Origin of the sequence: Robiginitalea aestuariiviva, from assembly GCF_029537735.1 — a bacterium.
Classification (GTDB): Bacteria; Bacteroidota; Bacteroidia; order Flavobacteriales; family Flavobacteriaceae; genus Robiginitalea; species Robiginitalea aestuariiviva.
This window is the reverse complement of the sequence record NZ_JARPUQ010000002.1, coordinates 513776-532192: the sequence shown is the minus strand read 5'-3', so window position 1 is coordinate 532192 and position 18417 is coordinate 513776. Positions and strand designations below refer to the sequence as shown.

The window sequence follows — 18417 nt, the reverse complement described above, 5'->3', positions numbered from 1 at the left end:
CTGAAAATCAAAGTGATAAACCCCAGAAGGGGAATAAGGGCAACCCCTTGGATATGGCCCATAGCTGTACCGACCCCTACCAGAACTTTTTTCTTAAATTGACTGGGCAAACTCCTGCCTGTAACCCATGAAGCAAACTTTCCTTTTAACTGCCATTACGCTGGTATGTATTTTATTTTCCGGCCCCTCCTTTGGCCAGGAGCAACCGAACATCATCCTGATCTTCCCAGATAATTTAGGCGTTGGAGAGGTGAATTCCTTTGGGGGCGCCCGGGGGGTGCCCACCCCACATATAGACCGGATTGGGGCAGAAGGGGTGCGGCTCACCAATTTCAATGTGGAATACTCCTGTACCCCTTCGCGCATTGCCCTGCTTACCGGGCGGTATGCCACCCGGGCAGGCGACGATTACTACCAGGGGACCACGCTTTGGGAAAACACCATTGCAGAGCGGTTAAAATCCGTCGGTTATGCCACAGCCCTGTACGGCAAATGGGATATTGGCGGGCCCGACTGGTGGGGAAAACGGGAGCCCACAAACCAGGGCTTTGACGAGTGGTACGGGATTCCGGGCACTACCCACGTTTCCCAGTTTTCGTCCATGGAAGGGTTTCCCGAAGGGCAGGAAATAGCCTATATCTGGCAGGGCAAAGCCGGGGGCGTCTCGGAAAAGGTGAAGCCATTTGACCTGGCCGCCCGCCGAACCATTGACCGGGAAGCTGCCGAATTGGGCGTGCGCTTTATCCGGAAAAACGCAAAGAGCAACCGTCCCTTTTTCCTGTACTACCCCATGACGCAATTGCATTTTCCCACCCTCCCCCACCCGGATAAAGAAGGCGCTACCGGGGCCGGAAACATGGGGGATTCCATGGCCGACGTGGACTATAACGTGGGGTTGCTCCTGGCGGAATTGGAACAATCAGGGATTGCGGAAAATACGCTGGTAATCTGGTGTACGGACAACGGGGCGGAAATGCGACGGCCCTGGCGCGGACACCCGGGCCCGTGGCGGGGGTATTACAACTCGGCCATGGAAGGCGGGATCCGCACCCCGGCGGTGGTGCGCTGGCCCGGCCGGATCAAAGCCGGGCAGGTTTCCAATGAACTGGTGCACGAAACCGACCTGTTTACCACCATCCTGGCAGCTGCCGGGGTACCGGCCACCGATACGGAAGACCGGTATATTGACGGGGTAAACCAACTGCCCTTCCTGGAGGGGACACAAAAACACTCCAACCGGGAAAGCGCCATTATCATGAACCGCAGGGGGGAAATCATGGCCGTGAAATGGCACGACTGGAAATTGTGGTACCATTATTTAACCGAAATCCCGGACCCCGACCCCGACAACCTGGTGCGCCTTTTTGACCTAAGCGTAGACCCCCGGGAAGAGATCGATGTGAAGGATTACTACCCCTGGGTGATCGGCATTATGGATTCCATTGTGCAGGCCTATGAGACCTCCCTGGTGCAATACCCCAGGGTGGCCGCCAGCGCCAATGCCGCAGACCCCTACCTGCCCCCAACGCCGGGCTCGGGCAAATTAATCCCCACCTATACCCGTACGGACCGGGGCGCTGCCACACCTGCCTTTAACGCCATGCCCAACCCGGATTTTTCCGGCAGCTGGTCTACGGCCGAATTGCACCGGGTTTCGGTCATCAACCGCATCGATAAACCCAGGGTCCCGGCCCTGGGCAGCGGCTGGGGCGATGAAATCTCCATTGTCCACAAGCCCGGCCACCTGGAAATTGAGCGGGTTACCTTTATGCCCAGGGAAATCCAACCCCTGGTAAAATACCGGTACCCCCTGGACGGCAGCCCTGCCGAAAACAACAATAGCATGGGGCGCAGCACCCGGCCGCAGCGTTCCACCGCAAAATGGCAGGATAACCGCCTGGTTATTACCACTGAGGTGCCCTACCAGCACCCCAAAACCGGGCAGTGGATCACTGCGGAAATGACCCAGACCCTCTGGCTGGAAGCCCCGACGGGCACCCCCTGGGAACCCACCCTGATCGTGGAAACCCGAAGGGGTACCGGCGGGATGGCAAAGGCCGTGGTAAACCGGACGGTGTATGTGAAGGGCTATCGGAAATGAGTTGCAACATAAAATACCCTGCATTATGAAAATATCCACCTTCCTCACCTTTGTAGGTGACCAATGCGGCAAGGCCGAAGAAGCTATAGAATTCTACACCTCCATCTTTCCCAATTCCGCCATAAAAAGCATTACCAAATACGCCGAAGGCGAAGCCGGGGGCACCCCGGAACTTATTAAGTATGGCGTCTTTACCTTAAATGGCACGGAGTATCTGGTTTCCGAAAGCAATTACAGTCATGCCTGGTCCTTTACCCCGGGGGTGTCGCTCTTTGTTTCCTGCACCAGGGAGGATGAAATCCATACCCTGTTTGATAAGCTTTCCGCCAATGGCGGCAAGGTTATGGTTCCCCTGGACAACTATGCAGGGGAAGGGGACTATGGTTTCGGGAAAAAATTTGGATGGTGCGAAGACCCGTACGGCATTTCCTGGCAGCTTAACCTGGAGGCATGAGCCTTACCTCTGGGGATAGCCGTAACGTATAACCATGCCAGGCGCTCTAAACTGACACCCGGCACACCTCCGGTATTTTTGCCTAAATTCACCGCTATTCCCCTTTTCCCCACTTGATTTGCGCCCTGCCACGGGTGCCGGAACTTTATGTAAAAGTCACCTGAATTCGAAATTATGAAAGGACTCAAACTAACCATCGCCACCCTGTTGCTTGTTTTGTTGCCGCAAATCCATACCGGACAGGCACTTTCCAAACCGGTGGCGGAATATGTAGCCCTAGCAGATTCGGTGGTAGCCATCCGGAATGTGACCCTCATTGACGGGACGGGGGGCAGCGTAAAACCCCACCAGGATATTGTACTGGCCAACCGGCGGATTGCAGCCATCGGGGAATCCGGAAAAGTTGTGATCCCCCGGAACGCCAAAATCCTTGACGGTACGGGGAAAACGGTGATTCCTGGGTTAATCATGCTGCACGAACACCTGTTCTACGCCAAGCCCTTTAACGGCAAATACAAGGGCACGCATATGACCAACACCTTCCCCCAACTGTATCTGGCGGGCGGGGTAACCACCATGCGCACGGCAGGCAGCCTGGAAGCCAGTTCGGATCTGAACCTGAAAAACCTGATCGAGTCCGGGCAGTGGGTTGGCCCCACCATGGATGTCTCCACCCCCCACGTGGAGCGCCTGGGCTTTATTCCTCAACTGCAGTCCCTCTATGGGGACGAAAATATTGAAGACTGGTTAACCTACTGGTTTAACAAGGGCATTACCTCGGTGAAGGTGTACAACCAGATTACCCGGGCAGATTTAAAGGAAATTATTCGCGTAGCCCACGCCCGAAACATTAAGGTTACCGGGCATCTATGCTCCATTACCTACCGCGAAGCCGCAGAACTGGGCATCGACAACCTGGAGCACAGCTTTATGGCGGCAACGGACTTTGTGGCGGGTAAGCCCGAAGACACCTGTGTTTCGGGTGGGGCGTCCCTCCGGGAACTCGATGCAGACCACCCGGAATTGCTGGCCCTTATGCAGCTGCTGATCGATAAGGGGGTAACCCTGACCTATACCCCCACCGTATTTGAACCCTTTACCGGGCGGGAAGTGGTCCCCGGAGGCGGAAGCGAAGCCCTGGCGCCCTACTTACTGGAGCAAATGCAGGAAATTTACGCGCAGTCGGCCAACACCGAATGGGATTCGTTGCGCCTGGTCAGCTTTCAGAAAGAGATGCAGCGGGTCCGCAAATTCCATGCCCTGGGCGGGAAGGTGGTGGTGGGCACGGACCCCACCGGCAGCGGAAAAACCATTGCCGGCTATGCCAACCAACGGATGATTGAGCTGCTGGTCGAAACCGGGTTCAGTATAGAAGAAGCCATCAAACTGGCCACCTTAAACGGGGCCGAGTATCTGGAAATCGATACGGAAACCGGAACGGTGGAAGTGGGCAAGGAAGCGGATCTGGTCCTGATCAGCGGGGACCTGTCCCAGGACGTTTCCCGCATCCGCCACATGGAACTCGTATTCAAAGACGGGGTTGGTTTCGATTCCGGAAAGATCTTTAATTCCATTAAGGGAACGGTGGGGTTATATTAAAAAGCATTCCTGAAATTGGCTGCGATGCACGTATTTTATTCCGTAAATTTGGCTTAAAACCATCTATGACCACCCCCCTGAACGTTCAGAAAACATTTATCCTTTTCGGGATTCCGCTGCTGCTCCTGGGGCTGTTGGTCTTGCTGGCACAATCGGCCTGGTTTTCCGCAAATCCGGACGCCCTTTCGCTGGGCATTACCATTGATCTGGTACTCACCATTCCCCTGGTGTACTTCCTGTTTATCCGTAAGACCCGTATTCCCAATGCTACCCTCATCCCCCTGCTCATCCTGGGGATGGTGGTGGGGTATATGATCCTTCCCACAGCACAGCAGGGCTACCTGAACCTGTTCAAAACCTGGGTTTTCCCCGTGGTGGAGCTTACCTTGATCTCCCTGGTGCTCTACAAGGTTAGCCAGGCGGTAAAGGGGTATAAGAGCCATCAGCGCCAGGGTGCGGACTTTTATACCACCCTAAAACAGACCTGTACCGAACTGCTGCCCAAACCCACTGTGATCCCGGTCGTTACTGAGATAGCTGTTTTTTATTACGGTTTTATCCATTGGAAAAAGCGGACACTGCGGGAAAATGAATTCTCCTACCATCGGGAGAGCGGCACCTTAAGCCTGATGATGGCCGTCATTTTTATTGTGGCCATAGAGACCGTGGTATTCCATATCCTGCTCCTGAAATGGAGCGCCGTGGCCGCCTGGATCCTGACCTTTATAAGTATCTATTCCGGCTTACAGCTTTTCGGTTTTTTAAAATCCATGATGAAACGGCCCATTGCCCTGGAAAAGGACCGGTTGCTGCTGCGCTATGGCATTATGAGTGAAACCACCATCGATCTTAAAGCCATCGACCGCATTGAGCTGTCGTCCAGGGATCTGGAATTCGATAAGGAAACCCGGAAGCTTTCATTCCTGGGTGCCCTGGAACCCCACAATGTTATCCTCCACCTCAAAGCACCCCATACCCTTACGGGGCTGTACGGGGTAAAACGCCCTTACCATACCCTGGCCCTGCATGTGGACGAGAAGGCCCGGTTTGCGGCTGCGCTTAACCAAGCCCTGCAGGAACAGGTTTAGCACAAAAGAACCTGCTCCCTTTCCGAAAGAAATTTCCTATATTGAGGTATCAACCATTTTCTACAGTGCATCATGAAGACTAAAATTTTCGCTTTCGGTTTGTTCATGCTTTTGGCCGCTTCGTGCCAACAGCCCGCTTCCGAACTGGATACGGCCTTGCTGAATTGTTATAACACAGCCTATCAGGAGGCCGGTTTTGACCTGAAAGCGGTTATAGACGATTATGAAAAAACACTGGTGCAGGCAGGGGTACTCAAAGACGATTCCGGCCAGAGCTATCTGGCAGTAGCCCGGAAAATAGCCGAAGATAACAGCTACCGCATAGCGGTTGCCCCCTTTCAGCAAACCGACCCCTGGCATAAAGTAGACAAGAACGCCGGGGTGGCCGTTTTGGACTGCGAGTATAAGCAGATTGCTGCTTTGCAGGAAAAGGATGCCCGCTGGCAAAAGGTGTTTGGGGACCCGCAACGCATGGGAAGCGCCAAAGACCCGGGCCAAATGGTACAGGAAATGGCAGACGCCCTATCGGAACAGGACCTGGACTCTTATTATTTCCGCCTGAAGATGTTCCAGCTCTTTGATATGGCCAATGCCGAATGGGAGCAGTTGTCTATGGCAGAAACGGATACCTGGGATAAGTAACTATTACCTTCATTTTGGCCTGACCCTGCCCCTGAGTGCACGGTTTCCAGTAAAGGGTTATGGCTCCCTGTCTCTATGAAACCCGAAATTAAGACGATCCCGGACCTGGAAAAATGGCTTAAGGACCATGGGTATGCCCTGGATCATTACAGCATCAACGGGAAGGTGATACATGAAGGGTATGGCCTGGAGCAAAATGGCAACCTGTGGCAATGGTACTATACGGAGCGCGGGGAGCGGCAAACCCTACAACACTTTATTTCAGAAAAAGATGCCGTTCGGTTCGCCTTACAGGTGATTACCGCAGACCCGCTTGCGAAAGGGATAACCGGAGCACCCGAAAACCCGTAACCTTTGGCCAAAACCCTGGAGCACATTGCCGATTTTATCGCCCTGAATTTTCTGCTGATTTTCGGGATATACTCTATGCTGTATTTCATATTCCGAAACCGAACAAAATATGCCGCCCAACTTTATGCTTTCGACCGGAGCGCTTTACAACTCACCCTGTGGGTGGGAACCCTCTGGGTTGTGATCAAGATTTTGGGGTTGGCAGGGTTTATCGTGGAAATGAGAAAGGAGACTACCCCCGAAGCCTTTGCCCAGCACATGTCCTGGTTTTTCGGGAAATCCGGATTTCAGCTTCTGTTCTGGATTGTCCTGCCGCAACTCCTGAGGATAAACTTCGTGCAGCGAAATCTGTTTCCGCGGATATTGGCAGGCATGTTATTTGCCTTCAGTTTTGAAGCCATCTGGATGGTACTCGTTAAATCCCAGCGGGCTTATATCCCCTTATGGCAATCGTCCGATTTTAATCTCCCTGTTCTGATCCTTGGATTACTTATCAAAACCCTGGTTTTTGTGCTGTTGGTTGGGACCTTTCAGTTTGGGAAAGAACGGATCAGACCTATTATAAAAAAACATCGGTGAGGCAGGGTGCCCGTATCCTGCTTAAAACCATATTTGCTACATTTAAGAAATGGCCTCTTAAAATCACTCCAATGAAAGTCACTCCTGAACAAAACGAGCGGATTGCCAAAATGAGCTTTGCCTCCGTGTACCCCCATTATGTGACCAAGGTGGAAAAAAAGGGCCGAACGCGGGAGGAACTCCACCAGGTGATCCAATGGCTAACCGGCTTTGATGAGGCCCACCTGGAAGAGCTGATCCGCGAGAAGGCCACCTTTGAAACCTTTTTTACAAAGGCCGAACTCCACCCAAACGCCCACCTGATTACCGGGGTCATTTGCGGGTACCGCATCGAGGAGATCGATTACCCCTTAACCCGAAAGGTGCGCTACTTGGACAAACTGGTGGAGGAACTGGCCCGGGGCCGGAAGATGGAAAAAATCCTGAGGACTGCATAACACCAACCTATGGCGCGCCTGTGGGCCAACCTCATCCTGAAAGTAAACCGGGCCCAGCTCCGGAAACGCAAAGTGCGGAAATTCAAGGACATGCTTTCTTTTGACCCCACTTCCGGCAGCCCCCGTTACCGGGAGGTGCCCAAGGAAGAGCTGGAACAAATCAAAGCGGAAATCCGGAAGGAAGCCTCAATGGAAATCCGCAGGGAAATCCTGCGTTACGTATGGGCAGCCCTGGCTGCCCTCTTGATCCTCTTGCTGTTTAAAGCGTGCTTTGGGTTATAGTCCCTGGCAGCGCACAGAACGCAAACCCCTGTATGCCTACTGACCCGCGAGGGGGATATACCTCAGCAGCGGTTTTATAAAAAGAGGGGGGGCTCAGGGGCTATTCGCCCTTAGGGAGCTGGATATAAAAGGTCGTGCCTTCGCCCAGCCTGGAATCGAGGCGGATGGACCCGTTTAAGTAGGAAACCACCTTTTTCACAATAGCCAGGCCCACCCCGGTACTGCCCGGGGTTTCCTGCCCTGGGACGGTCTGGAACAGTTCGAATATTTTTTCGTGTTGCCCTTCCGGAATTCCCGGGCCATTGTCAGTAACGGCAAACTCATAGGCCTGATCCAGGTCCTTACAGGCAATGGAAACCTTCCCATTTTCCCTGTCCGCATATTTTACCGCATTACTGATCAGGTTGGTAAACAATTGCCGGAATAATACGCGAACCCCGTACAGCGTAGGCAGGGCTTCCTGGATTTCAATGGTTAGACCTTCATCCTTTGGGATATCAGAAAAAATATCGCGAATCATCGTATTGAGGTCTACGGCTTCGCGTTCGGCTGCGGTTAATCCAATTTTGCTGAATTTCAGAATCCCGACAATAAGCTGCCCCATCCGGTTGGCCCGTTCCTCTATGGTATCGATATAAAATGGGAAATCGTCCCATTTCTTTTCGGACATATCGGCCCGCATTAAATCCATAAGCCCCAGGATGAGATTAATGGGGGATTTCAGATCGTGGGAGATCACGTGGGCAAAATCCTGCAATTCGCTGTTTTTCAGCTGCAGGTCCTTGTTGCTTTTCTCCAGGCGCGAAGCGATTTCCCTGGAGTCCCTGAGGGAAGACAGGTGCATCTGCGCGGTAAAAAGGAACTGGTTGATGTTGTCGTGAAGCGCAAAATCGTTAAGCCCGAGCCCCAGCTCTCTGAGGTCGTCGAAAGAGTTGATCAGCGGGCTGCCCAAGAAATAGATATGGGTTTCGTCCGGGAACATTTGTCCGCGGAATTTAATCCTGTCCACTTTCAGCGATTGCAAAATAAACAGGGAGGAATCCTGCCGCCGTACCGCTTCCAGGGTTTGGGTATCCAGTGGCCTTTCCACCTTAAAGTCCTGAAAGAAAGGATCCCCCACCCGGACCAACCCAAGTTTCTCCATGGTTTTACCCATGCCCAGCACATTCCCTTCCGGGCCAATCTGGAGATAGAAAGGAAACAGACGGTTCATAAAAGCCTGGTTTCCTGTCAGTAACATATCCTGGGGTAATACCATTAAGCTCTTTTCTTATATAAAATCCGGAATTTGCGACTGTTATTTGCCATGTAAACCACATAGACCTGGGATGCGCCCAGGGGAGGCGTGTCCCCAAGACACCTATTGCTCAATGACTTATTAACGCTTATGTAGGAATTATCGTATAATTGGAAGTGCTGATCTATTGTCCTTCCCTCGCTTTAGGACTTGGGCAGGCGGATCAGAAAGGTGGTTCCCTCTCCCACTTTGGACTCCACACGTATACTGCCCTCCAGCAGGGTAACGATTTTTTTGACAATGGAAAGCCCTACACCGGTGCCCTGGATCTGGTCGGCCGGGTTCAACGTCTGGAAAAGTTCGAAGATTTTTTCGTGGTAGGACTCCGAGATGCCCGGGCCGTTGTCCGAAACCCGGAAGGCGTGGAAATCCAATCCTTCCTCGTACCCGATGGTAATCTCCCCCTGGACCTTGTCGTTGTATTTCACCGCATTGCTGATCAGGTTGGAAAACAACTGCACATACAGTACACGGATGTTATGAACCGTGGGCAGGGTGTCCGCAATGCGGTAAGTAAACCCCTCCGGGGGTAGGATATCGGTAAAGGCGTCGCGTACCAGTGCATTGAGGTCTATATCCTCCTTTTTGGACTTTTCCAGGCCTATTTTACTGAATTCGAGGATGCCTTCAATCAGGCTGTTCATGCGGATTACCCGCTCCTGTATGGTTTGCAGGAAAAAGGGCAGTTCGTCCAGCTTGTTTAGCGCCATGTCCTGCTGCATGAATTCCGTCAGGCTCAGGATGCCCTGTATGGGCGATTTCAGGTCGTGGGAGAGGATATGTGCAAAATCCTGCAGCTCCGTGTTTTTTTGCTGCAGGTCCTGGTTGGTCTTCTCCAGGCGCGTGGCGATATTCCTGGAGTCCTTCAGGGAAGACAGATGCATCTGGGTAGTAAACAGGAACTGGCTGATGTTATCGTGCAGGGCAAAGTCATTCAGGCCCAGATCTACCTGCCTGAGGTCGTCAAAGGAATGGATAAGCGGGCTGCCCAGGAAGTAAATCTGGTCCCTGGCGCCATCTGCATACATCTGCCCCCGGAATTTAAACCCGAGTTCCCGGCGCGGGTTCAGGATAAACAGGGAGCCCCGCTGGCGCAGGATGTCCTGGAAGGTGGCGGTCTGCAGCGGCCGTTCGACCGTGAAGTCCTCAAAGAAGTCGTCCCCGGCCTGGACCAGGCCCATTTTGGCCATGGACCTGCCCACCCGCACAATGCGGGCCTCCCGGTCCATCAGGATAAAAAAGGGAAACAGATCATCCATAAAGGCATGATCGTTCAGGGGCGCTATGGGGTTGGTGGGCGGCAAACGGAAATCAGGCTTTGTAGGAAACCCGGTATTCGTGGCTGTTCTCCTTGCCGTTCAGGGTACCCACATAGTCTACTGTAACCTCCAGGTTGAAGCGTGCGCCCAGGCCCAGCAGTAATCCTTTCACAAAGCGCACCAGCCCGGGGCGTTCAGTGTGGTACTCAAAACGAAAGGTATGCTCGTCCAGGGTTTCACAAAAGAAGGTAGGGGGCTTTAATTCGGTAAAGGACTGTGCAATATGGGCATGCATGTTATTCAGGTTGTTCAGGAATTCCGGGAAGGTGCGACCCGCCATATCCAGCACATGGGAATACCCTTCTTCCATGGTGAAGCGGATCCAGTACTGCCCGAAGGCCTCCAGGATGTCCTGGGGGTCTGCCCCCAGATGTTCGGAGGCGGCACCCACAATGTTATAAGTGATCTCGTCCGGATAGGGCTGCATGCTTACAAAGGCTTCTTCCTTTACCCCGGCTTTGGTCTTGATGATTTGCCATACGGCTTCGCCATGGCCTTCAATGACGAAATCCTGGGCGGCTTTGTTTACTAATCCGTACATGTTAGGTTATTTTGTTCGGAAAAGGTAAAATATTCCGGGCGAAAAGACAGGCCTGCCCGGAATATTTTAATTCATCCGCTCCGGGGATACGCTTTGGCCTTCCACTTGCAGCAGCTGGCCCAGAAACGCCCTGAATTTCCGGGTATCGTAATCCGCCATCCCCGCGTGGGTCAGCACCAACCGTCCCTGCGGATCGATCACGTAGGTGGTGGGCAGGGCGTTAGAGCCGTAGACTTCGGGCATGGGCCCGGCCAATGTATAGACGGGCATCTCGTACCCCTTACGCTCCATAAAAGCTATGGCCTTTTCGAATTCTCGATCGCGGGAGAGCATCACAAAAACCACCTCCTGCCCCATATCCTGGTACAGGGCGGCAATGCCTGGCATTTCGGCCACGCAGGGCGGGCACCAGGTGGCCCAGACATTCAAAAAGACCACCTTGCCTTTCCATTCGGACAGGGGCACCACACGGCCGCGGGGGTCCCGCAACATCAGGTTGTAATCTGCAGCAGGCGCTGCCTCGGCGCGTTCGGTATCGGGGTTCATCAGGCCGGTTTGCAGCAGGCCGCGCTGCACAAAGCCGATAACCTCGGTGTGCAGGCCCGTTACGTACAGGACCAGGACCACCGCGGCCAGTAAGGCCGTTTGTGCCCAGGAGTTTTTGGATTTTTTACGGGATTCTCCCATGGGGATTTTGATCATGGCATCCAACTGGTGGCACGAAAATACAGGTTCCGTCCAGCCTTTACGGTAACCGGGGTTACAAATCCATAGCCCGATGGTAGAAAGTCGCACTACAAAATGGAAGCCCGCCACCCTTGGGTGAAAAAATGTACCTTGTGGCTAACCTGAAGAACCCCAGGTAAGCCTATGACTGCTGTGGACTGGATTGGTTTTGCGGGCGTGGCCCTGATCCTGCTCGCCTACGTCCTGAATATTTCCGGGAAAACGGATCGGGACCACCTGGTCTTTATCCTGTTGAACCTGGTAGGGGCTTCCCTGGCCTGCCTGGCCTCCGTGCTATTGGATTACCTGCCCTTTGTAATCCTGGAAGGGGCCTGGGCCGCAGTATCCCTGGCCGCCCTGGTCCGTCAAATCCGAAAACGCCATGTCCGGAATCACTGAATTAGCCGCCTTACTCCGGGAAATGGAGCCCAAAAGGCAACCGGGGGCCTATGTTTTTTGTACGGTGCCGAACCCGGAAGGCATCCCCCGGGAAGCCACCCTGGCGGAATTCCGGGAGGCGGAGGGTACCACCCTGGTATTGGAACAGGGCCGGGCCGATGCCCTGGATCTGGAATACGATTTGGTAGCGGCCTGGATTACCCTTACCGTACATTCGGCCCTGGAAGCCGTGGGCCTTACCGCTGCCGTTTCAGGGGCCCTGGCCCGGCGGGAGATCGCCTGCAACATCCTGGCCGGGTACTATCACGATCATGTATTTGTTCCGCTGCAGGATGCCGGGAGGGCGATGGAGGTATTAAAAGGCCTGTCCCAGGGTTAAAACGGTTACCAATCGCGGATAAACCAGAGGCCGATTTTATTCGCTTGCCCCCGCAGACTCCCATGGGAATTATGTACCTTTATTTGTAATAAGGCCGCGTATTGCGACAGGTCGTTACCACAATACCAACCCTATGCGCGCTAAAGCGTCTTTACTGCTGAAATTGACCCTGGCCCCCATATTGGCGGTTTTCCTGCTGTACCTGATAGAGGCCCCGGTGGCTTTCTACCCCCTGGCCTTTAGCCTGGTGGTGGTGGGCACCAACCTGAAACGGCTGCGACTGCACCTGCTGCCGGCCCTTGGAGCCAGCCTGGGCCTGGCTTATGTGGCCTTCCTGGTAGGCTTATACGGCTGGGGATTCTGGTCTAAGGTGGTCCGGGCTTTGGGGTTGCCCGAAGACCTGCGCCTGGCCGAAGGTTTCCATACAGACCTTGCTTTTTGCCTCTCGGTTTTCATCATTGCCCCCCTGCTTACCCTGATCCCCCAGAAATACCTGTTTAAGGGCACGGATACCCGTCTGTCTGGTTGGATTACCCTGGCCACCATTGTATTTTTGGTCTTTACCGGCTTCCTGCACCAACAGACGGACGTGGATTACTACCTGAAGATGATGAGCCTGTGGCTGCTGCTCACCCTGCTGGGTATGCAGGTGATTATCAACCAACAGGCCGTGGCGGCGCTTTTCGGGCATCGGGCCGCTGCAGAGGAGCACCCCTAACCCTCCATGCCCGTGAGAAGAACCTTATTCTTATTGTTGTTTACCCTGTTTCTGGGCGGGTGCCGCAATCCCCAATCGGGCACCAGTGCAACAGCGGCCGGACTTCCCAATGGTTCAGGTACACGGGTCCGGAACCTGGAGGGCCCCATAAGCGGGATGTACCAGGACCTCAATGGGGAATACTGGTTTTTCCATCGCGAAAAAGGGGTCTATCGCTACAGCGGCGCCCACCTCATTTTGTACACTGCTGAAGATGGCCTTTGCAGTACCCGTATCCTGGGCATACAGGAAGGTGCACAGGGCGAGCTGTATTTTGATACCCCGGAAGGCGTTTGCCGCTTTAACGGGCATACCTTTTCGAAATTACCCCTTGCCGGGGCCGACCACCCGGATGGCGGCTGGAGGCTGCAACCGGGGGACCTATGGTTCCGTATGGGATGGGACCACCCCGGGCCATTCCGCTTCGATGGAGAATTCCTCCATCCCCTCTCCTTGCCGAAGAATGCGCAGGAGGCCCATTTCCGAAAAGCGTTCCCGAATGCCAGCCACAATCCATACGGGCTGTTCAGCCTGTACCGGGACCCCACAGGGCCGCTGTGGTTTGGCACGGCAGACCTGGGGCTTTACCAGTACGACGGGCAGACCCTCCGGTGGATTTATGATAAACCCCTTACGGAAACCCCGGGGGGCGGGGCCTTTGGAATCCGATCCATTGCCCGGGACCAGCAGGGGCGTTATTGGGTCAACACGGCCCGCACGGCCTTCAGGGCCAGCCAAAACCCCGCTAAGGGGCCGGGACTGCAACCCCTGGGGCTGCAACAGCAGGCAGGCTTCAACACGGAAGAGGACCTGTATTTCCTGGATATCCTTCCTACCCCGGACGGGGAGCTCTGGATGCTGACCTTTGACCAAGGACTCTGGCGGAGTTCCGGGGACCGCCTCGTACGCTTTATGCCTGGGAAAGCAGGCAGCGCCCTGAAGCCTGTATTTATTTATCAGGACCGGGAGGGCGTGCTTTGGATAGGTACGGAAAAAAACGGAATCTACACCTACAACGGGCAGGCATTGCTCCCGGCAGTTATATCCGTGCCAGGGTAATCCCTACCTCATCGGAATAAAGTACATTCGCATCCAATCCCGGCTTACCCCCCGATGAAAAGAACTTTGCTCTGTTCCCTCCTTTGCCTGTTCTGCCTGCAACAAGCAGTTGCCCAGCCCACCCCTGACCAGTACGAGCGGGAAATCCAGGAGTGGATGGCCCGGGAATACCCCGGCTATTACCTGGGGCTTACCGCTATCCTGGACCGGTACGACAGCCTGCTGGTAGCCCACCGTGTAATCCCCGAGGCCTCGTATACCGCCTACCGGGCCCTGCTGCTTGAGGTGGCCGAGGGGCGTACGCAGGTCCCGAGCCTGGGGTTCAGCATAGACCGGAACCTGCAGGCCCTGCCCTGGAAGAATCCGTTGAATGACATTCGCAAAGCCTCCTTCCAGATCCTCCGGGACTATTATGTACCCCAAACCTCCCGCCATGCCTGCCTGTATGAACGCATCCGCCGGCAGGAACCCGACAGGGAACCCCTAACCCGCCAACAGGTAGCCCGGCTTATGGCCGATACCTTCCGGGAGGAAGACTTCCGCCTGCTGCTCGTGCGCAAGGCCGTTTTGCGCTTTCTGGACCCGGAATCCCCCTACATCATTTATTTGTATGCCGGTAAGCCCGATACGAACTGAGACAGGCCCTGAGGAATCGGTCAAAAATGCCTAATTTACGATCGCTTTAAATCCAAATGCCATGCGCCATCTCATACTGCTTACTGCCCTGCTGGGGCTGTTCTCCGCCCATGTGAACGCCCAGGAATTCCCCATCCCGGCCTGGGAGCGGGATACGGTGGCTGCCGGGTGGGACCGGCAGGGGGCCCGGGAATATTTTCAATTTATCCGCGATAGCAGTGTAGTCACGGGCCTTATGGTGGTACAGCATGGGAAAGTGGTGTTCCAATACGGGGACCTGCAGGAAAACAGCTATATCGCTTCCTGCCGGAAAAGCGTCCTGGCCATGCTCTACGGGGAATATGTGGAAAACGGGACCATAGACCTTGATCAGACCATTGAAGCTTTGGGCATAGACGACGTAAAGGGCATCCTGCCCATCGAAAAACAGGCCACGGTGCAGGACCTGATCTCGGCCCGCTCCGGGGTTTACCACCCGGAGGGCTACCCGGGGGGCATGCAGGAATACGCCCCGGAGCGGGGCTCCGTCAAACCCGGGGAATACTGGCTGTACAGCAACTGGGATTTCAATGTGGCCGGGTATGTTTTTGAGCAACAAACCGGACAAAACATCTACGACGAGGTACAGCGGCAACTGGCCCTGCCCCTGGGGATGCAGGACTGGGACCGCAGCCTGCAGCAAAAACAAGGCGACACTACCCTATCGCGCTACCTGGCTTACCCCATGTGGTTTTCCACCCGCGATATGGCCCGCATTGGCCTGCTGATGCTGCATAAAGGCAAATGGCAGGACCAGCGGCTGATTTCCGAAGCCTGGGTACAAGAGATGATTACCCAGCGTACCCCGTATAAGGAAGTAAACCGCAATGTGCCCAATTTCAGGGACACTGGGGTGAATTTGGGGTACGGGTACATGTGGTGGCTGTTTGAAGACATGAACGACCCCCGGTTTGAAGGCGCCTATGCGGCCATGGGGGCCATGGGGCAGGCCATTGCAGTCTTCCCGGCCATAGACGCGGTGGTAACCTACAAAACCAAAGCGGCCTACCGGAGGGTAAACAGCGGACAAACCCGTCTGGACCTCCTGAAGAAAGCTGTGGCACTCTACACCCCGGAATGATTTGGGGCCTTGCCCGGGAACGCTTCTGTAGTTTCGCGTCAGAAAAACCCTATATTTTAAAAAAATCTTATTTTTGATTAGGGCCTTTACCTCTTTTCCCCGGAAACGGGCATAAAGGCAGGCACCTAAGAGCATATCCGTTAGCCGCAAAGTACGATACGGAGGGCCTTACCGAACAGCAACCCGGGCTCCCGAGCCTTAGAATTCTTTTTTCTGGCCAATGACCCAGCTTCCGCCTTTAGCCGATCCGGCTTTTCCTGACCAAAATACGTCCCTCCGTACCCTTGAATATACTGTTGCCGCCCTCTGCATCGGGGTGAGCCTGATGGTTATGGGGGGGTGGTACATGGAAAAACCTGCGGTGCTGAGTATTATCCCCGGGAGCGCCACCATGAAATTCAACAGTGCCCTGGTATTTCTGTTTGCCGGGGTAAACCTGTTGATCTATCGCAAAGCCACGGCCCGCACCAAAGTGGCTTCAGATATCCTGGCCGGGGCTTCGGTACTCATCGGTCTGTTAACCCTGGCCGCCTATGCCGGAATAGAAATCATTTCCATCGACAACCTCTTTGTTTCTGACCCTTTTTCCGAAACCAACCCGGGGCGCATGTCTCAGGCCACTGCCCTGTGCGCCATCCTGACCGGGCTGGGGTTTTGGGGGTACCAGCACCAGAATGAGATAGCCGGGCACATTGGGCTGATCGGGCTCAAGCTCATGGCCCTTTTATCCCTGATTTCTGTGGTGGCCTACCTGCTGCTCATTCCTTCGGAAGAGATCACCTCGTTCTTCCAGACCATGGCCATCCACACCTCGGTATTGTTTCTGGCCCTGGCCGTGGCCCTGCTCTTGCGCAACCCCTATTCCCACTTCCGCAGAATTTTGCTGGGGCGACAAGCCGGCAGTATCATCTACCGAAAGTTATTACCCGTAGTCCTGCTATTACCCATCCTCTTCAGTTTTATGCTGTTATTGGGGATACAGAAGGGGATTTTTACCCTGCAATTCGGGGTGGTGAGCTATGCGGTGCTGATCATGACCTTAAGCTTGATCTATGTCTCCTTCATTGCCCTGGGCCTGAACCGATCCGATCGGGAACGCAGCCGTCTGGAAGAGGACCTCAAACAGCGGAACGCCCAGCTGGACCAGTTTAAACAAGGGATGGACAAGACGGCCATTGTGGCCATTACCGACCACAAAGGGGTGATTACCTATGTGAACGACCTGTTCTGCGAGGTATCCGGCTATGCCGCATCCGAACTGTTAGGCCGCACCCATGCGCTGGTCAATTCCGGCTACCACTCCAAAGCCTTTTACCAAAACCTTTGGGATACCATCGAAAAAGGGGATGTGTGGGTGGACGAGATCCGGAACCAATCCAGGGACGGGCAGTATTACTGGGTGCATACCGCCATTATCCCGCTGAGTGTAGCCCACGGCCAGCAAAGTGAATACCTGGCCATACAGCACGACATTACCCAGCGGAAGGAGGCCGAGGCACTCCTGAAATCCGAATATGTGAAAAACCTGGAATTCAAGAACAAGGAGCTTGAGCAGTTTGTGTATATCGCCTCCCACGACCTGCAGGAACCCTTGCGCACCATTATCGGGTTTACCGAACTCCTTGGGAAGGATGTCGCCTCAGGAACGGCCGAAAACACCCCCCTCTATGTGGAATACATCACTCAGGCGGGGCAGCGGATGCGCGCCCTGATCAAAGACCTGCTGGATTACGGCCGCATTGGGCGCAGCAAAGAGAAAGTGCTGGTAGACCTGGAACAACTGCTATCAGATATCCGCAAGGACATGAACCAGCGCATTAAGGAGAATAAGGCGATGGTTAAAGTGGGGCAGCTACCAACCCTACCCGTTTTTGAAACCGAGATCCGGCAATTGTTCCAGAACCTTATCAGCAATGCGCTAAAATTCCAGCATACGGAAACGGCCCCGGTAGTAGAATTGCAGGCCCGGGAATTGCCTGGGCATTGGGAATTCTCGGTAGCGGACAACGGCATCGGCATTGCCGACCAGCATAAAGAACGTATCTTCACCATATTCCAGCGGCTGCACCCCAAAAGCGAGTACGAAGGTACCGGGATAGGGCTGGCACACTGCCGCAAGATTGTAGAATTGCACGGAGGGGACCTCTGGGTGGAGTCCCAAACCGGAAAAGGCAGTACTTTTTATTTCACCCTGAAAAAATAAAGAAGAATGAGCCCTACGCTGAATTGTATTTTGCTGATTGACGACGACGAGCCCACCAACTTCATGAATTCCCTGGTGCTGCGAAAAATGCAGGTAGCCGCACAAATCCACGCCGTCCAAAGCGGGCAGGACGCCCTGGATTACCTGACTTCAGAAGATAAAGCCCAACACCCCAAACCGGACCTGATTTTCCTGGACATCAACATGCCCGGCATGAACGGATGGGAATTTCTGGAGGAATACAAACAGTTAGACGAAAAAGATCGGGGGCATGTGGTGGTGGTAATGCTCACCACCTCCCTGAACCCGGACGACCGGACCAAGGCCGATACCACCCCCAACATCAACGAATTCCATATTAAACCCCTCACGGCAGATGCCGTGCGGGAAGTACTGGAAAAACACTTCGGAAACAAATAGCCCGGCGCTGCGGCCGGGCTATTGATGC

General features: G+C 54.3%; 21 protein-coding genes. 17 read left to right on the top strand and 4 right to left on the bottom strand.

Going from position 1 to position 18417, the window contains the following annotated elements; genetic code table 11:
• The first annotated feature begins 127 nt into the window (after window positions 1-127).
• The 9 genes from OZ410_RS09180 to OZ410_RS09140 all read left to right on the top strand — a co-directional run bounded on the left by OZ410_RS09180 (window position 128) and on the right by OZ410_RS09140 (window position 7533).
• Window positions 128-2101 carry a sulfatase-like hydrolase/transferase gene (locus OZ410_RS09180; protein ID WP_277707653.1) on the top strand — a complete coding sequence of 658 codons (1974 nt, stop codon included), beginning with the start codon at window positions 128-130 and terminating at the stop codon, window positions 2099-2101.
• Between the two features lie 25 nt (window positions 2102-2126).
• The gene (locus OZ410_RS09175) at window positions 2127-2555 is read left to right on the top strand and encodes a VOC family protein (RefSeq protein ID WP_277707652.1); all 429 of its coding nucleotides are present in this window, start codon (window positions 2127-2129) and stop codon (window positions 2553-2555) included.
• A 174-nt stretch (window positions 2556-2729) separates the two neighbouring features.
• Complete coding sequence (locus OZ410_RS09170) at window positions 2730-4154, top strand: amidohydrolase family protein (protein WP_277707651.1); 1425 nt, start codon at window positions 2730-2732, stop codon at window positions 4152-4154.
• Window positions 4155-4219: 65 nt separating this feature from the next.
• Complete coding sequence (locus tag OZ410_RS09165; protein WP_277707650.1) at window positions 4220-5242, top strand: hypothetical protein; 1023 nt, start codon at window positions 4220-4222, stop codon at window positions 5240-5242.
• A gap of 72 nt (window positions 5243-5314) precedes the next feature.
• On the top strand, window positions 5315-5884 hold the full coding sequence (locus OZ410_RS09160) for a hypothetical protein (RefSeq protein ID WP_277707649.1): 570 nt from the start codon (window positions 5315-5317) through the stop codon (window positions 5882-5884).
• A gap of 75 nt (window positions 5885-5959) precedes the next feature.
• The gene (locus OZ410_RS09155; RefSeq protein ID WP_277707648.1) at window positions 5960-6235 is read left to right on the top strand and encodes a hypothetical protein; all 276 of its coding nucleotides are present in this window, start codon (window positions 5960-5962) and stop codon (window positions 6233-6235) included.
• Between the two features lie 3 nt (window positions 6236-6238).
• Window positions 6239-6814 carry a hypothetical protein gene (locus OZ410_RS09150; RefSeq protein WP_277707647.1) on the top strand — a complete coding sequence of 192 codons (576 nt, stop codon included), beginning with the start codon at window positions 6239-6241 and terminating at the stop codon, window positions 6812-6814.
• Window positions 6815-6885: 71 nt separating this feature from the next.
• On the top strand, window positions 6886-7251 hold the full coding sequence (locus OZ410_RS09145; RefSeq protein WP_277707646.1) for a DUF2200 domain-containing protein: 366 nt from the start codon (window positions 6886-6888) through the stop codon (window positions 7249-7251).
• A gap of 9 nt (window positions 7252-7260) precedes the next feature.
• Window positions 7261-7533, top strand: a complete 273-nt coding sequence (locus OZ410_RS09140) for a hypothetical protein (protein WP_277707645.1) — start codon at window positions 7261-7263, stop codon at window positions 7531-7533.
• Between the two features lie 100 nt (window positions 7534-7633).
• Here the strand turns inward: OZ410_RS09140 and OZ410_RS09135 are convergent, their stop codons facing one another.
• The 4 genes from OZ410_RS09135 to OZ410_RS09120 all read right to left on the bottom strand — a co-directional run bounded on the left by OZ410_RS09135 (window position 7634) and on the right by OZ410_RS09120 (window position 11377).
• Window positions 7634-8746 (bottom strand): sensor histidine kinase, encoded by a 1113-nt coding sequence (locus OZ410_RS09135; RefSeq protein ID WP_277707644.1) that lies wholly within the window; start codon window positions 8744-8746, stop codon window positions 7634-7636.
• Window positions 8747-8973: 227 nt separating this feature from the next.
• The gene (locus OZ410_RS09130) at window positions 8974-10134 is read right to left on the bottom strand and encodes a sensor histidine kinase (protein WP_277707643.1); all 1161 of its coding nucleotides are present in this window, start codon (window positions 10132-10134) and stop codon (window positions 8974-8976) included.
• A gap of 7 nt (window positions 10135-10141) precedes the next feature.
• Window positions 10142-10690: a heme NO-binding domain-containing protein gene (locus tag OZ410_RS09125; RefSeq protein ID WP_277707642.1), complete on the bottom strand. Its 549-nt coding sequence runs from the start codon at window positions 10688-10690 to the stop codon at window positions 10142-10144.
• Window positions 10691-10756: 66 nt separating this feature from the next.
• Window positions 10757-11377, bottom strand: a complete 621-nt coding sequence (locus tag OZ410_RS09120) for a TlpA family protein disulfide reductase (protein WP_277707641.1) — start codon at window positions 11375-11377, stop codon at window positions 10757-10759.
• 183 nt (window positions 11378-11560) lie between these two features.
• On the opposite strand from OZ410_RS09120, the gene OZ410_RS09115 reads away from it, so the two are divergent.
• The 8 genes from OZ410_RS09115 (at window position 11561) to OZ410_RS09080 (ending at window position 18389) form a co-directional block, all read left to right on the top strand.
• Window positions 11561-11815 carry a CBU_0592 family membrane protein gene (locus OZ410_RS09115; protein ID WP_277707640.1) on the top strand — a complete coding sequence of 85 codons (255 nt, stop codon included), beginning with the start codon at window positions 11561-11563 and terminating at the stop codon, window positions 11813-11815.
• Window positions 11799-12194 carry an ACT domain-containing protein gene (locus OZ410_RS09110; RefSeq protein WP_277707639.1) on the top strand — a complete coding sequence of 132 codons (396 nt, stop codon included), beginning with the start codon at window positions 11799-11801 and terminating at the stop codon, window positions 12192-12194. Before OZ410_RS09115 ends, OZ410_RS09110 begins: the two co-directional genes overlap by 17 nt.
• Before the next feature lie 133 nt (window positions 12195-12327).
• Window positions 12328-12912 carry a hypothetical protein gene (locus OZ410_RS09105; RefSeq protein WP_277707638.1) on the top strand — a complete coding sequence of 195 codons (585 nt, stop codon included), beginning with the start codon at window positions 12328-12330 and terminating at the stop codon, window positions 12910-12912.
• Between the two features lie 12 nt (window positions 12913-12924).
• Window positions 12925-14010: a ligand-binding sensor domain-containing protein gene (locus OZ410_RS09100; protein WP_277707637.1), complete on the top strand. Its 1086-nt coding sequence runs from the start codon at window positions 12925-12927 to the stop codon at window positions 14008-14010.
• 54 nt (window positions 14011-14064) lie between these two features.
• On the top strand, window positions 14065-14646 hold the full coding sequence (locus OZ410_RS09095) for a hypothetical protein (RefSeq protein ID WP_277707636.1): 582 nt from the start codon (window positions 14065-14067) through the stop codon (window positions 14644-14646).
• A gap of 61 nt (window positions 14647-14707) precedes the next feature.
• Window positions 14708-15766: a serine hydrolase domain-containing protein gene (locus OZ410_RS09090; protein WP_277707635.1), complete on the top strand. Its 1059-nt coding sequence runs from the start codon at window positions 14708-14710 to the stop codon at window positions 15764-15766.
• A gap of 346 nt (window positions 15767-16112) precedes the next feature.
• Window positions 16113-17969, top strand: coding sequence for a sensor histidine kinase (locus OZ410_RS09085; RefSeq protein ID WP_277707634.1), 1857 nt, complete (start codon window positions 16113-16115; stop codon window positions 17967-17969).
• A 6-nt stretch (window positions 17970-17975) separates the two neighbouring features.
• Window positions 17976-18389, top strand: a complete 414-nt coding sequence (locus OZ410_RS09080) for a response regulator (RefSeq protein WP_277707633.1) — start codon at window positions 17976-17978, stop codon at window positions 18387-18389.
• Window positions 18390-18417: the final 28 nt, after the last annotated feature.

Coding starts and splice junctions, on each gene's coding strand:
- OZ410_RS09180 (WP_277707653.1), top strand. CDS start 128: ATGAAGCAAACTTTCCTTTTAACTGCCATTACGCTGGTATGTATTTTA.
- OZ410_RS09175 (WP_277707652.1), top strand. CDS start 2,127: ATGAAAATATCCACCTTCCTCACCTTTGTAGGTGACCAATGCGGCAAG.
- OZ410_RS09170 (WP_277707651.1), top strand. CDS start 2,730: ATGAAAGGACTCAAACTAACCATCGCCACCCTGTTGCTTGTTTTGTTG.
- OZ410_RS09165 (WP_277707650.1), top strand. CDS start 4,220: ATGACCACCCCCCTGAACGTTCAGAAAACATTTATCCTTTTCGGGATT.
- OZ410_RS09160 (WP_277707649.1), top strand. CDS start 5,315: ATGAAGACTAAAATTTTCGCTTTCGGTTTGTTCATGCTTTTGGCCGCT.
- OZ410_RS09155 (WP_277707648.1), top strand. CDS start 5,960: ATGAAACCCGAAATTAAGACGATCCCGGACCTGGAAAAATGGCTTAAG.
- OZ410_RS09145 (WP_277707646.1), top strand. CDS start 6,886: ATGAAAGTCACTCCTGAACAAAACGAGCGGATTGCCAAAATGAGCTTT.
- OZ410_RS09140 (WP_277707645.1), top strand. CDS start 7,261: ATGGCGCGCCTGTGGGCCAACCTCATCCTGAAAGTAAACCGGGCCCAG.
- OZ410_RS09135 (WP_277707644.1), bottom strand. CDS start 8,746: ATGAACCGTCTGTTTCCTTTCTATCTCCAGATTGGCCCGGAAGGGAAT.
- OZ410_RS09125 (WP_277707642.1), bottom strand. CDS start 10,690: ATGTACGGATTAGTAAACAAAGCCGCCCAGGATTTCGTCATTGAAGGC.
- OZ410_RS09120 (WP_277707641.1), bottom strand. CDS start 11,377: ATGGGAGAATCCCGTAAAAAATCCAAAAACTCCTGGGCACAAACGGCC.
- OZ410_RS09115 (WP_277707640.1), top strand. CDS start 11,561: ATGACTGCTGTGGACTGGATTGGTTTTGCGGGCGTGGCCCTGATCCTG.
- OZ410_RS09110 (WP_277707639.1), top strand. CDS start 11,799: ATGTCCGGAATCACTGAATTAGCCGCCTTACTCCGGGAAATGGAGCCC.
- OZ410_RS09105 (WP_277707638.1), top strand. CDS start 12,328: ATGCGCGCTAAAGCGTCTTTACTGCTGAAATTGACCCTGGCCCCCATA.
- OZ410_RS09095 (WP_277707636.1), top strand. CDS start 14,065: ATGAAAAGAACTTTGCTCTGTTCCCTCCTTTGCCTGTTCTGCCTGCAA.
- OZ410_RS09090 (WP_277707635.1), top strand. CDS start 14,708: ATGCGCCATCTCATACTGCTTACTGCCCTGCTGGGGCTGTTCTCCGCC.
- OZ410_RS09085 (WP_277707634.1), top strand. CDS start 16,113: ATGGAAAAACCTGCGGTGCTGAGTATTATCCCCGGGAGCGCCACCATG.
- OZ410_RS09080 (WP_277707633.1), top strand. CDS start 17,976: ATGAGCCCTACGCTGAATTGTATTTTGCTGATTGACGACGACGAGCCC.